Below are 15,285 nucleotides of genomic sequence, written 5' to 3'. Positions count from 1 at the left end.
CAATATTATTGTATCTTTAGACCAGTTTGACTCTGAAAAATGATTAGGAATTTTCTTTTAAAAGCATTAAATAGACACGCTTCACACTGGATTGTGTTGCTCATAGACACCTTACTTGTAGCATTGTCTTTTATACTAGCTTATACAATACGTTTTAATGCTTCCTTAAACTTTAACACTGAAGATTTAGCGTATCAAATACCTTTTATTTCCTTTATTTTTTTAGTATGCTTTTGGTTTGTAGGTTCTAATAGGGGTATTATAAGACATACTGGAACTAGAGATGCTTTCAATGTATTTATTGGAGTTACAATCGCTTCTATGAGTATAATATTCATTGTTGCAATTAATAATGTATATAAAATTTTTCCGTCTCATACCATTCCGAAAACTATCATACTTATACATTATTTCATCACTGTATTTGTTCTAATTTTAAGTCGATTTATATTTAAAGCTTTCTATGAAATCATTTCTTCTGAATTAAAAGAGATTACAAACGTCATGATTTATGGGGCTGGCGAATCCGGTTTAATTACCTATGGTGCATTAAATAGAGACACAAAAAACAATTACGAAGTAATTGGTTTTATCGACGATGATAAAACTAAAGTTGGAAAAAAAATAGATAGAGTTAAAATTTATAGTAGATCTGAAATTGACAAAGATTTTATTGAAAAAAAACAAGTAGATGAAATTATTTTTTCAATACAGAATATAAAATCCGAAAGATTATTATACCTCACTGATAAAACATTGGAGTTGGGTGTAAAACCTAAAATTGTTCCTCCTTTATCTAACTGGATTGGTGGTGATTTTGAGGCTAATGAAATCAAACAGGTAAAGATCGAAGATTTATTAGATCGAAAACCAATTTCTATTGACAATCCTATTGTAAAAAGAGATGTTAATGATAAAGTAATTTTGGTTACTGGTGCTGCTGGTTCTATTGGAAGTGAAATTTCTAGACAAATAAGTAATTACAATCATAAACATCTAGTATTAATTGATCAAGCAGAATCTCCATTATATGAAATACAACAAGAACTCATAAGAAATGGTATTAAGAACTTTACCGCAATTGTGGCTGATGTTCGGGATGAGTTTAGAATGGATTCAGTTTTTGAAGAATTTAAACCAAATAAAGTATACCATGCTGCTGCATACAAACACGTTCCTTTGATGGAGGAAAGCCCATATGAAGCTATAAAGATTAATGTTGGAGGCACCAAAACAATAGCGGATTTATCTGTTAAATATAATGTAGAGAGATTTGTAATGGTTTCTACAGACAAAGCAGTAAATCCAACAAACGTAATGGGTGCAACTAAACGTGTTGCTGAAATGTATATTTCTTGTTTGAGTAACTTAAACACTACAACAAAATTTACAACTACTCGTTTTGGTAATGTATTAGGATCTAATGGCTCTGTAATCCCATTATTTAAAAAACAAATAGAATCAGGCGGCCCTTTAACTGTAACTCATAAGGATATTACAAGATACTTCATGACAATACCTGAAGCTTGTCAATTGGTATTAGAAGCAGGCACAATGGGAGATGGAGGTGAGATTTATATTTTTGACATGGGTAAATCAGTGAAAATATATGACATAGCCAAAAGAATGATTCATTTATCAGGATTAAAATATCCTGAAGATATTGATATAGAAATAACAGGTTTACGACCAGGTGAAAAGTTATATGAAGAATTGTTAGCTAATGGAGAAAATACAACTCCAACTTATCATGAAAAAATTATGATAGCTAAAAATCAAAAGATTTCTGTTAATCAAGTAAAAGACAAAATAGAGTCTTTGTGCTTTGAAAACATAAAAAACATCAATAGTTTATCAGTTAAACTTATTAAAGAAATAGTACCAGAATACAAATCTAACAATTCAATTTATGAAGAATTAGATTGCAAAAAAAACAATTAAATTGATTACTTTCGCGAAAAATTCAAATATGCAAAAAGCAAAAAAAATCATTCTTATAGTTTTAATGGTTGCATTAAGTTCTTGTGTGTCAAAGAAAGATATTACTTACTTTCAAAACGATATAATTGAACAAGCTAATGTATCAAATTCATATAAAACTGTTTTTAAACCAGACGATTTATTACAAATTACAATTTCAGCACTTGATTTTGAAGCTGTAAAATCTTTTAATCTACCGGCTGTTAGTTTTGCTTCTACTACAGATAGAGCTGTCGGAACACCTCAACAACAATCATACTTAATTGATAATGAGGGGTTCATAGACTTTCCTGTTATTGGTAAAATAAAAATAGGGGGATTAACTAGAGAAGAGTCAATTTCTATGCTGAAAAGTAAATTAGATCCTGATTACGTTAAAAATCCTACAATTAATATAAGAATAGCAAATTATACTGTAACAGTATTAGGAGATGTAAGAAACCCAGGGACTTATACAATACCGAATGAACGTATCACGTTATTGGAAGCTATAGGTTTGGCTGGTGATTTAAATATCACAGGAAAAAGAAATACCGTTAAAGTATTCAGAGAGATTGATGGAAAGAAATTAAAATTTGATGTAGATCTACGTTCAAATAAAATTTTCACATCTCCTGTTTATTATTTACAACAGAACGACTTAGTTTATGTAGATCAAAATAGATCTTCTTCTCAAGATGCTGCATTTAATAGAAATACTGGGTTATTTGTTTCTATTGGATCAATTATAGTGTCTTTGATTGCTGTCTTAACTAGATAAATCCTCTTTGATGAATAATACTTTCAACACTCAACAAATAGAAAAGCACGACACCATTAATATTAGAGCAGAATTAGAAAAGTATTTAATCCATTGGAAATGGTTTATACTCGGTATATTTTTAAGTCTGACTTTAGGTTATTTATATATTAGATATAGCTCTCCAAAATACAGCGCTACCGCTACTATAATGATCAAGGACAATAAAAAGTCTGGAATTTCAGCTGAATTAGAAGCATTTAAAGATTTAGGAATTGTTGGAGGAGGTTCAAACAATAATCCAGACAACGAAATAGAGATCCTGAAATCAAGAAGGATTATTGGAAATGTTGTAAAAAAATTAAAACTAAATATAAAATATATATCAGAAGGTAGAGTAAAAAATTCTGAAGTTTACGACTCTACTCCTATCCTATTTAACAATACAGACTCTTTGCTTTTAAAAAATATTGATAAAACAATTACTTTATCAATTATTATTCAATCCGAAAATGAGTTCGATGTTCTAGATGATGAAGGTAGTATTTTACATAAAAATGTTCCCTTTGGAGCAAAATTTGATTTTATAAAAGAGAATAAATTAAATTCTCTATCACCAAAAGAAATATTTATAACTAAAACAAATAATTTCTTAAATGAAAATATAGGTAAAAAAATCATTATTACTTTATATCCTGAAGATGTAATAATTAACGGGCTAATTAGTAGCGTAGTTATAGCTCCTATAAATAAAAATTCAAGTGTTATAAAACTTTCTTTACAATCTTCTGTTCTAAAGAAAGCAGAAGACGTATTGGACGAACTAGTTTTTCAATATAACTTAGATGCACAAAATGATAAGAGTGAAGTATCAAGAAAAACAGTTGAATTTATTAATGAAAGATTAGAAAATGTTGGAAGTGAATTAGCAATTGTTGATGATAATGTTAAAGATTTTAAAAAGAACAACAGTGTAACTGATATTGAATCAGAAGCTCAACTTATACTTCAGACTAGCACGGTAAATAAAGAAAAATTAATTGAGGCAAATATTCAACTGAGCATTGTTAAATCTTTAAGAAAAGAATTAGCTAAATCAGAAGGTATTTTACCTGTAAATCTAGGATTACAAGATCCGAATATTGCTCGGTCTATAGCTGAATATAATGAATTACTTAGTAAGAAGCGTAGGTTATTAAAAAGCGCTGGACAAAAAAATACTGTAATCGTTGAAATTCAAGAAAATATCAATAGTTTAAGAAAGTCTCTTGAGAATAGTCTTGAAAATCAAGAAAGATCAATACAGTTGAATGTAAACAATCTAAATAGAGAAGCTAACAAATTCAATTCGAAAATATCTTCGATTCCTTCAAAAGAAAGAGAATTTTTAGATATAGCAAGACAACAAGAAATTATAGCGGGATTATATACTTATTTATTAAAGAAAAAAGAGGAAACAGCGATTTCATTAGCTGTTACTGTGCCAAATGCAAAAATTATAGATAAGGCTTATGGCTCTGATGATCCTGTATCACCAAAAAAGAAGGTAATATTTTTAGCTTCTATGATACTTGGTTTAATTATTCCATTTATCATAATTTATGTTCGTGATATACTTGATACTAAAGTCCATACTAAAAAAGACATTCAAGACTTGACTTCAGTTCCATTTATAGGTGATATACCTCATTCTGAAACTAAAGAAAAAATTGTTGTTGGAGTTGACGCTCGATCGAGTACTGCTGAAGCATTCAGGTTGGTTAGAACAAATCTTGATTTTATGCTAACTGGCAATGAAAGCTCTGGACAAGGAAAAACTATTTTTATAACTTCTACGACTAGTGGTGAGGGAAAGTCGTTTATATCAATAAACTTATCTGCTACTTTAGCCCTTTCAGGTAAAAAAGTAATTTTAGTTGGTATGGATTTACGTGCTCCTAAAGTAACTGAGTATTTAAATATCCCTGAGCGTAAAGGAATAACAAACTATATAACAAACACTGATATTTCAATAGATTCTCTAAAGTTTCAAGTTCCTGTTTTAAAGGATTTAGATATTATTGCATCAGGTGTAATCCCTCCTAATCCAGCCGAACTTTTAATGTCAGATAGAGTTAATGAATTATTTAATACTTTAAGAGAACAGTATGATTATATTTTAGTTGATACTGCTCCAGTTAATTTAGTTACCGATACTTTATTAATTTCTAAATATGCAGATGTTTTCTTGTATGTTAGTAGAGCTAACTATTTAGATAAAAGATTACTTTCTGTTCCAGACACCCTATATCGTGAGAATAAATTACCAAACATGGCTATTATTTTAAATGATACTGATATGAAGAGAGGTTATGGATACGGATATGGTTATGGATACGGATATGGTTATGGTAATATAAAAGAAGAAGGTGATAAACCTTGGTACAAAAAACTATTCGGATAAAAAATAAAAAGAGGAGCTCAATTGAGTTCCTCTTTTTATTTATAAAACTTACTGTTATTTTCAACAAGATTTAAAATTTTATTTTTAGTCTTTTTGGTTCCAATTTTCTCTAATAATCTTAAATGATTCTTATGATGAGTATCTGTTCCAACAAAATCATATAAATTTTCTTTTATAAGTCTTTCCGCTGTTTTTTTTACACTAGTACCATACTGTTCTGTTAACGATAATAAATTCAACTGAAAAAGACATCCTGCCTTCTTTAATTTATAATAATTTTGAAAATCGTTATGATAAAAGTTATATCTTTCTGGGTGAGCCAATACAGGCTTATACCCTTTTAGTTGTATTTCAAAAAGAATTTCATACAAATTTATGGGTGCATTGAAATAAGACATTTCGACTAGAATCATATTATCCTTTAACGTCAAAATATCATCCTTTTCTAATCTAGCAACAAACTGCTCATCTATCATGTACTCTGCTGCTGCATTAATTGTAATATCGGCATAACCTTTATCAGATAAAGCTTTTTTAACTTCATCTAGCTTTTCAAGAATGATTTGAGTAGAATTAGGGTATACATCACCTAAAACGTGTGGTGTAGTAATAAAGTTTTTTATCCCATAAGAATACATCTTTGAGATTAATGATATTGAATCCTCTATATTTTTGGCTCCATCATCTATTCCAGGTAGCAAATGTGAATGAATATCCACAAAAGTATCATTGAAAATTTCAGATAAAGAAATCATTTTTTCTTTGAATAAAAACATCATATACGAGCTATTTAAACAAACAAAATTACAGTTTTTTAAATAAAAAACGACTTTCTTTACTTCGAAAACGATTGAGTTTTAGTGTGCTATTGTATAAGAAGAATTGATAATATATATTTGAATAACACAATAAATTAATGAGATGATTTTAATAGCAGATGGAGGTTCAACTAAAGCCGATTGGATAGCCTTAGATAAGAATAAAAATGAAATTTTTAGAGCTAGAACATTAGGTCTAAATCCAGCAGTTGTTCCTGAAGAGGAATTAAGAAACAGAATTATAAATATGTTTCAACTCATTAATGTTAAAGATGAAGTTGAAGAAATACACTTCTATGGTGCTGGTTGTGGAACTCCTAAACCTGTTCAAATTTTACACAATGTAATGAAGAGCATTTTTAGTAACGCAACAATTAACATTGCTGAAGATATGCTTGCTGCTGTTTATGCTGCCGCAGGGACAACTCCGTCTATTGTGTGCATTTTAGGTACTGGATCTAATAGTTGTTATTTTAATGGTAGTGAAATAGAAATGCTAACGGCTTCTTTAGGTTACTCTATAATGGACGAAGCCAGCGGTAACTATTTTGGCAGGCTTTTAATTAGAGATTACTACTATAATAAAATGCCTAAAACAATTTCTAAAAAATTTGAAAATGAATTTAATTTAGATGCTGATTATATTAAGCAGCATTTATACAGAGAACCAAATCCAAATATGTTTCTCGCTTCATTTGCCAAATTCATGTTTGAATTTAAGAATGAAAAATATATCAAGAAATTAATTAAAAAAGGATTTCAAGAGTTTTTTAAATATAGAATCTTACCTTATAAAAAAGATACTGATACTCCAATCTACTTTATTGGTTCTATAGCTTACTATTTTAAAGAAACTCTTGAAAAAGTAGCTAATAAACATAATTTATCTGTTACGGGTATTATTCAGAGACCTATAGATAATTTGTTAGAATTTCATAAGAAAAACATTAACTAATATAATCCAAACATCGTTCTAATGCCATTCCTCTAGATCCTTTAATTAGTAATGTTGTATTGGCTATAATAGGATTTGTTTCTAAGTATAATTTTAAGTCTTCAAAACGCTTAAACTTAGTAGCTGAATTCGTTTGAACTTTATTAAAATTTTCGCCAACTAATAATATATCTGCAAATGAAAATCCTTCAGCTAATTCTGCAATTTTCTGATGTTCATGTGCACTATCATTACCTAGTTCAAACATGTCTCCTAAAATTATCATTTTACGAGCAGCATCATAGTTATTAAAATTTTCTAAAGCAGCCTGCATACTAGTTGGGTTTGCGTTATAAGCATCTAAAACAATTTCATTAGTTCCTTTTTTAACTATTTGAGAGCGATTATTTGTTGGTATATAATGTTCTATTGCTTCTTTAATACGTTTTTTATCTACATCAAAATATACTCCAATGGTAATAGCTGCAGCAATATTATTAAAGTTATAAGCACCTAATAAATTGCTTTGAATTAATAAATCATCATATTTGATTCTAACGAAAGGATTTGCATCAACAAATTCAATTGTATTTTCAAATAAAACTCGATTTGTATTAATAGATTTTTCAATCTGTATAGGATCATTAGGGTTTACAATTAATGTATTATTTGTGTTCTTAATAAAGTTATACAACTCTGATTTTCCTTCAATTACTCCTTGAACAGAACCAAACCCTTCTAAATGAGCTTTACCAAAATTAGTTATATATCCTAAAGAAGGTTCAGCTATTTCAGATAGAAATTTAATCTCTCCTATATGATTTGCTCCCATTTCAACAATTCCTATCTCTGTTTCTCTATTCATAGATAATATTGTCAATGGAACTCCAATATGATTATTTAGATTGCCTGATGTAGCTGTTGTAATATACTTTTTACATATAACGGCATTTATCAACTCTTTTGTTGTTGTTTTACCGTTACTACCAGTTAAACCAATAATGGGTATATCAAGCTGTTTTCTATGATAATTAGCCAATTGTTGTAATGTTTCTAAAACATCATCAACCAGCACTATTCTATCACTTGTTTTATATTCTTCTTCATCTACAATACTAAAAGCTGCTCCTTTTTTTAAAGCCTCCTCAGCAAATTTATTCCCATTAAAATTAGCTCCTTTTAAAGCAAAAAAAATGGTTCCTTTTCTAATTTTTCTAGTATCAGTATCAACCAAAAAATTAGCACTATACAATTTGTAAAGTTCTTTTATATTCATGAAGTAAAAATAAAAAACCTCACTGAAATCAGCGAGGTTTTATTAATGTGTATTTATTATTACACTTATAAATATTTTTAATCTTATTTGTTAGAATAATTATATCTAGGAGTAGCTGTTTTCTTTTCGTTTCTAACCATAGGACCTACTTTATCAGTAGCACATCTAAATCCGATATAATTGGTAGAAATATATTCTGGGAAATACCTTCTTTGAGCAGGATCTAACCAATACTCTCTGTCTGCCCAAGAACCTCCTTTATATACTCTCGTTTTATTACTTACTAAAGTTGTTCTATTTTTCTTATCGTATTCTAATTTAACAATAGTATTACCTAAAGAATCTCTTTCACTTTCAGGTCTAATTGGTGAATTATACATTCTAGGTGTACCTGATAATTGATCTTCTTCTAAGTTAAAAAATCTTGACGACTTTTGATCTCCATCATTCAAATCAGAGTTGTCTGCAAAAGAATAATTTCTTCTCATGTAAGTATCGTCCTTAGTAATCGGAATGTATCTAAATGAACCTGGTAAAGCTTTTGGCATTACTTTTCCATTTACTAAAGTATCTAACTCAACTTGGCTATCATCAACGATTACAACCTTACCTTCTTGGTCAATTAACTTCTTTGTAAAAATATTACCTCTAAAATAATTAAAGTCGTTAGCTTCAGCATCAACTATTGGACGATATACATCTGCTACCCATTCTGCAACGTTACCAGACATATCGTATAAACCAAAAGCATTCGGTGGATAACTTTTAACAGCGTTTGGAATATCTGCACCATCACTACTCCATCCTGCAATACCACTATAATTACCCTTACCTTGTTTAAAGTTAGCTAACTGATCTCCTCTTTTTGAATTTGATCTGTTTCTAGTATATTTTCCGGACCAAGCATATTTTTTTCTACCTCTAATATTATTATATTCTCTGTTCTCAAAAATAGCTTTTGCTGCATATTCCCACTCTACTTCCGTAGGTAATCTAAACTTCTGAGATAAAATACCATCTGAAGAAGTAACTTGTCTTCCTGTAAACTCTCCTTTAGCAGGTTTTGGTTCACCTTTTTTTCTAGGCACAGGAATTCCTTTTTTATAAATAGTAGAATCACCATCAAATAAAGCATATGGTTGATCTAAATATACATCAGTATCAAAATTATTTTTCCCTCTAAACTGTAACGAATCTTCTTTAAAAATATTAGTAATTACCCCTTTATCCATTAATATTTTTAAGTTAACAGCATTCGTTCTCCATTTACAGTACTCATTCGCTTGTAACCATGTAACCCCAACTACTGGATACTCTGAATATGCCGGATGTCTTAAATAACTTTCCGAAAGTAAATTTGTATTACCTAATCCTTTTCTCCAAACTAAAGTATCTGGTAAAATTGATGGGTAAATGTGTTTAAATTGTGGATCTTCTGGAGGAAAAACATCTTTGGTATATTGTAAAAACAGACCATATTCAGCGTTTGTAACCTCTGCTTCATCCATAAAAAATGAACGAACATGCATTTGTTTTGGAGTAGTATTCCAATCAAACATCACATCATCTTGTACTAACCCCATTGTATAAGTTCCTCCTTCAATATATACCATACCTGGTGGTACAGTATTATCTTTAAACTCTCCTTTAAGGTAGTTTCCATAGCTAGGATCGTTAAAATTCCAACCTGTCAAAGAAGAAGAACTTGATCCTCTTGATGAACTTTGGCATGAAGATAGAACGACAATAGAGATAGTTAGTAAGCTAAATAACTTAAATGTACTTTTCATGTATTTACTTAATTTTAGGGTGCGGCAATTTACAACATTTATCATTGAATACAATTATATAAATATAATAATTTTATTATATGTATGAAATACTCTTTCTTAACGATTGCTTTTTCATTTTATTATAAGTAATCTTGCAAAAAGATATACTAACGTCATAACCATTTCGTTATCTTATTTGAATTTATGAAAAGACTTCTATTTTTTTTATTCCTATTTACAAGTTTTTTCAGTGGTAGTCAAAGTACCAATTCAGTTCTTTCTTCTGGAACTTGGTATAAATTTGCAATCGACACTACTGGAGTTTTTAAAATAGATGCTAATTTTCTAAGAAATCTCGGAATCAACACCAATTCAATTAATCCTAATAACATCAAAATATATGGTAATGGCGGAAAAACATTACCTGAATTAGCTTCTGACTTTAGATATTCTGATTTACAAGAAAATGCTATTTACATTAATGGTGCCGAAGACGGTTCTTTTAATAGTAATGATTATATTCTTTTTTATGGAATTGGACCTCATAGTTGGACAACGGATATTGTAAATGAAACTGCTAGTCACGTTCAAAATATTTATTCAGATCAAGCTTATTATTTCATAACTATTGGAGATACGCCTGGCAAAAGAATTAATAATGAGAATTTAGTAAGTGGAACTCCTACAACTACAATTAATGCCTACGATGATTTTATCTTTTATGAAAAAGAAGATGTTAGTTTATTAGCTGTAGGTAGATTGTGGTTTGGAGAAAATTTTTCAGTTAATCGTTCTCAAAATTTTACAATCCCATTTGAAAATGCTCAACCTGGTTCGTTAGTAAATGTTAAGGTTACGGCAGCAGCTCAATCTTCGACTGCTTCTAATATGAATATAACCGTTAATGGTAACAACACTCCTACCATAGGTTTCCCTCCTGTTTCTACTTCTACTTCTTCAGGATTAGCAAGATATGGACAAAGTATATCTCAGGTCAATGGTACTAATTCCATTTCAATTCAATTAGATTACAATAATAATGGTAATCCATCCGCTAGAGCATTTTTAGATTACATTGAGGTAACTGGAAAGAAAAATCTAATTTCCTCAGGAAAACAATTTGGTTTTAGAAGTTTTGCACAAGCAAAAAGTACAGGTATCATTCAATATTCTATTGGAAATTCTTCAGATATATTTCAAGTGTGGAATGTTGCTGACCCAATTAATATAACCAATGTAGAAAATGAATCTGGTTCAACTGCTAACTTTATTTTTAATGCGAATGGAGGCAATTTAAATGAATATGTAGTTGTAAATGAAAATGATTTTTACAATCCTATTCAAATTCAAGATAGAACAGTCACAAATCAAAACTTACATTCTTTAGTCAATATAGATTATTTGATTATTACTAATCAAAACTTATTTAATGAAGCTAAGAGATTAGCTGATTACCATCAAAACAATTCAGGTCTCAATGCTAGAGTTGTATTGCTGTCAGAAATTTATAATGAATTCTCATCTGGTAGTCCAGACATTACTGGAATACGAGATTTTATAAAATTTCTTTACGACAACTCATCTACAAACAAACTTAAATATGTTTGTTTTTTTGGTGATTCATCTTACGATTATAAAGATCGAATCTCTGGGAATAATAATATTGTACCAACATTTCATGCTACACAAAGTTTTGACTTAGTCTCTTCTTATGTTACCGATGATTACTTTGTAATGATTGATGATGCAGATGGAAGAATGTTAGGTAATGATAACATAGATATCAGTTCAGGTAGAATCCCAGTTTCAACTGTTCAACAGGCAAATAATGTTGTCAATAAAATTTTAAAATACTACAATGCTACTTCTCTCGGAGATTGGAGAAACACTGTTACTTTAGTTGCCGATGATATTGATGTTTCTACAGATGCCACATTACAATCTGGTTTGGAAGAAGTTGCAGATAGTATTAAAAAATACAAACCTATTTTTAATGTTAATAAAATTTATGCTGATGCTTTCAAACAAGAAAATTCATCAGGTGGTGAACGTTATCCATTAGTGAAAAATGCAATTACTAATGCTATTGAAAAAGGAACGCTGGTTTTTGATTATTTCGGACATGGTGGTGAAGATGGTTTAGCTGCGGAACGTGTTTTAGAAATTCCGCAAATACAAGATTTTAACAATAATTTTCTTCCTCTATTTATAACTGTTACATGTGAATTTTCTCGTTTTGATAATCCTCTAAGAGATACTGCTGGAGAACAATTATTTTTAAATCCGAATGGAGGTTCTGTTAGTATGATTACCACCACTAGAGATATTTTTATTTCTCTTGGAGAAGCTTTCAATAAAGATTTAACTGCTTATGTTTTGGACTTTGATAATGCTAATGATGCAATTTCAACTAATTTAATAAAAACAAAAAATGAAACTACGAGTAGTCAGCGTTTTTTCATTTATTATTTTGGAGATCCAGCTATGAAATTAGCCATTCCAAAACCTGACGTTCGAATTAGCAGGATTAATGATGTTCCAATAACACAGCCTGTGGATACTTTAAAGGCATTATCAAGAATTAAAATAGATGGTATTGTTACCGACAACTCAGGAACTCCGCTAAATAATTTTAATGGTACTGTGTTCACCACCATTTTTGATAAACCAATTGATAAAACTACTTTAGACAATGATGGTTTTGGAATTGTGAACACCTTTGACTCTCAAGAAAGTAAAATTTTTAGGGGGAAATCATCTGTACAAAACGGTAATTTTAGCTTCGAATTTATAGTTCCTAAAGACATTAAAATTACTTACGGTAATGCAAAAGTTAGTTTTTATGCAGAAAATCAAGAAATTGATAAATCAGGAATTAATTTAGATGTAATAGTCGGTGGAATTAACAATAATGCTCCTGAAGATATTATTGGCCCGGAAATACAACCATTTATGAATGACGAATCATTTATAGATGGTGGAACCACAAATACCTCTCCTAATTTAATCATAAAACTATCCGACATAAGTGGAATTAACACATCCATAACGGCTGTTGATCATGATATTGTTGCTATTTTAGACGACAATCAATCGGAACCTATTATTCTTAATGACTTTTATGAAACGGATCTTGACGACTTTACTAAAGGAACTGTAAACTACCAACTTAGAGATTTATCTGTAGGAACACATACAATAAAAATAAAAGCATGGGATACATATAATAATTCATCTGAAGCTACGTTAACCTTTGAGGTTGTGAGCGATGCTAAACTGGTTTTAGAAAATGTACTGAATTATCCAAATCCTTTCACTAACTATACTGAGTTTTGGTTCAATCACAACAAACCAAATGAATCTTTAGAAGTTCAAGTTCAAGTTTTTACAATTTCAGGTAAACTCGTTAAAACTATAAACCAAACCGTTCAAACTACTGGGGGATTATCTAGAAGTATAAATTGGAATGGATTAGACGATTTTGGTAATAAAATTGGTAAAGGCGTTTACTTATACAAACTAAAAGTCAGATCTACAGTAAGCAACCTTTCCGCAGAAAAATATGAGAAACTGGTTATACTATAATAAAATTATATATTTGCCAAAACAATGTTAAATTTAAAAATGAAAAAATCAACACTATTAACGCTACTATTAATTAACTTCTTAGCTCTAACTACAAGAGCTCAAATTAATGAGGGAGCAATTACTACCTCTGTTCCTTTTCTTCAAATTAGTACCGATGCAAGAGCTGGTGGTATGGGAGAAATAGGTGTAGCAACATCTTCAGATGCTTATGCTTTATTCCACAACGCTGCAAAAATTGCTTTTAACAAAAGTAAATTAAGTGTAGGAGTAAGTTATGTACCATGGTTACGAAACTTAACAGATGATATTTTTGCAGGTAATTTTTCTGTTGTAAATAGATTTAGTGAAAATAGTGCTTGGGGAGCAGATTTAAAATTTTTCTCATTAGGTAGAATTGACTTAACAGATAACAGTGGAAACAGTACTGGTAGCATTAATCCAAGTGAATTTGCTTTATCAGGATATTACTCTTTAAAATTAAGTGAAAAGTTTTCTATGGGTGTTGGTTTAAAATATATTAACTCAAATCTTGATGTAGATAATAACTCTTTAGAAGCTGTAAATTCATTTGCTGTAGATATTTCTGCTTATTATCAATCTGACGAAGAAAATTATGGAACTTTTAATGGTCGCTACCGTATTGGTGTTAATGTGGCTAACATTGGACCAAAAGTTGAATATACTCCTGGTGAAGAAAACTTTATTCCTACAATTGGAAAATTAGGAGGTGGATTTGACTTCATCTTTGATGATTATAACACTTTAGGTGTAAATCTTGAATTTAGAAAACTATTAGTACCATCAAGTGGTTCTCTTTCATCTCGTGGATGGTTTGAAGGAATGTTTACTTCTTTAGGAGATAGACCTTTTAGTGAAGAATTAAGAGAAGTTAACTGGTCTTTAGGTGCTGAATATTTATATAATAACGCATTTGCTGTAAGAGCTGGTTATTTTAATGAAAGTGAAACAAAAGGAAATAGAAAATTCTTTACACTAGGTGCTGGTTTTACAGCCCAAGCTTTTTCTGTAGACTTATCATATTTAGTAAATACATCTGATGTTAACAACCCATTAGAAAACACATTACGTTTTTCTTTATCTTTTGACATCGGAGAAATTTATGAAGATTATTAATATTGTTTTTTAGTATATTAGTATAAAATATAGAAGAGCAGTCGACATGACTGCTTTTTTTGACTTTAAAATTTATGAAAGAAATCGATTTTTCTTTAAAAGCGAAAATGTATGATCTTGTTTCTGAGTTAACTTCAGATGAACAAGAATTAATGAATGAAGCTATTATAGCAAGAAATAATGCCTATGCTCCATACTCTAAATTTAAAGTAGGTGCAGCATTATTGTTAGATAATGGTAAAATTATAACTGGAAACAATCAAGAGAACGCTGCTTATCCATCAGGTATGTGTGCTGAACGAGTAGCTATTTGGAGCGCAGGAGCTTTGTATCCAAATATGGTTGTTAAAAAAATAGCTATTACAGCAGCTTCATCTGAAGTAGAAGTTAAAAATCCAGTTGGTCCTTGTGGCGCATGTAGACAAGCACTATATGAGTATGAATTCAACCAAAAAGAACCTATTGAAATAATTTTTATGGGAGAAACTGGTAAAATTATTAAAGTTAGCTCTTTAGCTTCTCTCCTACCTTTTTCATTTGACAGCTCATACCTTTAAATTATACTTTTTCAGTATTTTAAGTTTTTTATTGCAAAAAACAC

At 29.9% G+C, this 15,285-nt stretch carries 10 protein-coding genes; 7 read left to right on the top strand and 3 right to left on the bottom strand.

What is annotated here, in order from left to right:
• Positions 1 to 39: 39 nt before the first annotated feature.
• The 3 genes from EV195_RS14700 to EV195_RS14690 are packed head-to-tail and all read left to right on the top strand — an operon-like array spanning position 40 to position 5,162.
• The gene (locus EV195_RS14700; RefSeq protein WP_132795727.1) at positions 40 to 1,941 is read left to right on the top strand and encodes a polysaccharide biosynthesis protein; all 1,902 of its coding nucleotides are present in this window, start codon (positions 40 to 42) and stop codon (positions 1,939 to 1,941) included.
• A gap of 28 nt (positions 1,942 to 1,969) precedes the next feature.
• Positions 1,970 to 2,740 carry a polysaccharide biosynthesis/export family protein gene (locus tag EV195_RS14695; protein WP_132795726.1) on the top strand — a complete coding sequence of 257 codons (771 nt, stop codon included), beginning with the start codon at positions 1,970 to 1,972 and terminating at the stop codon, positions 2,738 to 2,740.
• Positions 2,741 to 2,750: 10 nt separating this feature from the next.
• Positions 2,751 to 5,162: a GumC family protein gene (locus tag EV195_RS14690; RefSeq protein WP_132795725.1), complete on the top strand. Its 2,412-nt coding sequence runs from the start codon at positions 2,751 to 2,753 to the stop codon at positions 5,160 to 5,162.
• 35 nt (positions 5,163 to 5,197) lie between these two features.
• Here EV195_RS14690 and EV195_RS14685 read toward each other — a convergent pair whose 3' ends face one another.
• Complete coding sequence (locus EV195_RS14685; RefSeq protein WP_317128233.1) at positions 5,198 to 5,941, bottom strand: tyrosine-protein phosphatase; 744 nt, start codon at positions 5,939 to 5,941, stop codon at positions 5,198 to 5,200.
• A gap of 142 nt (positions 5,942 to 6,083) precedes the next feature.
• On the opposite strand from EV195_RS14685, the gene EV195_RS14680 reads away from it, so the two are divergent.
• On the top strand, positions 6,084 to 6,935 hold the full coding sequence (locus EV195_RS14680) for an N-acetylglucosamine kinase (protein ID WP_132795724.1): 852 nt from the start codon (positions 6,084 to 6,086) through the stop codon (positions 6,933 to 6,935).
• Here EV195_RS14680 and EV195_RS14675 read toward each other — a convergent pair.
• Together EV195_RS14675 and gldJ are read right to left on the bottom strand one after the other, a co-directional pair.
• Positions 6,928 to 8,190 carry a UDP-N-acetylmuramoyl-tripeptide--D-alanyl-D-alanine ligase gene (locus EV195_RS14675; RefSeq protein WP_132795723.1) on the bottom strand — a complete coding sequence of 421 codons (1,263 nt, stop codon included), beginning with the start codon at positions 8,188 to 8,190 and terminating at the stop codon, positions 6,928 to 6,930. The two genes, EV195_RS14680 and EV195_RS14675, sit on opposite strands and share 8 nt — an antisense overlap.
• A gap of 83 nt (positions 8,191 to 8,273) precedes the next feature.
• Positions 8,274 to 9,980, bottom strand: coding sequence for a gliding motility lipoprotein GldJ (gene gldJ, locus EV195_RS14670; protein ID WP_132795722.1), 1,707 nt, complete (start codon positions 9,978 to 9,980; stop codon positions 8,274 to 8,276).
• Between the two features lie 186 nt (positions 9,981 to 10,166).
• Here gldJ and porU point away from each other — a divergent pair, with 186 nt between their 5' ends.
• From porU to cdd, 3 genes are all read left to right on the top strand, one after another.
• A complete protein-coding gene (gene porU, locus EV195_RS14665) occupies positions 10,167 to 13,547 on the top strand; it encodes a type IX secretion system sortase PorU (RefSeq protein ID WP_132795721.1) in 3,381 nt (1,126 codons plus the stop codon).
• Between the two features lie 39 nt (positions 13,548 to 13,586).
• A complete protein-coding gene (gene porV / locus EV195_RS14660; RefSeq protein ID WP_132795720.1) occupies positions 13,587 to 14,684 on the top strand; it encodes a type IX secretion system outer membrane channel protein PorV in 1,098 nt (365 codons plus the stop codon).
• A 74-nt stretch (positions 14,685 to 14,758) separates the two neighbouring features.
• The gene (gene cdd, locus EV195_RS14655; RefSeq protein ID WP_132795719.1) at positions 14,759 to 15,241 is read left to right on the top strand and encodes a cytidine deaminase; all 483 of its coding nucleotides are present in this window, start codon (positions 14,759 to 14,761) and stop codon (positions 15,239 to 15,241) included.
• Positions 15,242 to 15,285: the final 44 nt, after the last annotated feature.

Origin of the sequence: Tenacibaculum skagerrakense (assembly GCF_004345825.1) — a bacterium.
In the GTDB taxonomy this organism is placed as follows: Bacteria; Bacteroidota; Bacteroidia; order Flavobacteriales; family Flavobacteriaceae; genus Polaribacter; species Polaribacter skagerrakensis.
This window is presented reverse-complemented; position numbering and strand designations above follow the sequence as displayed.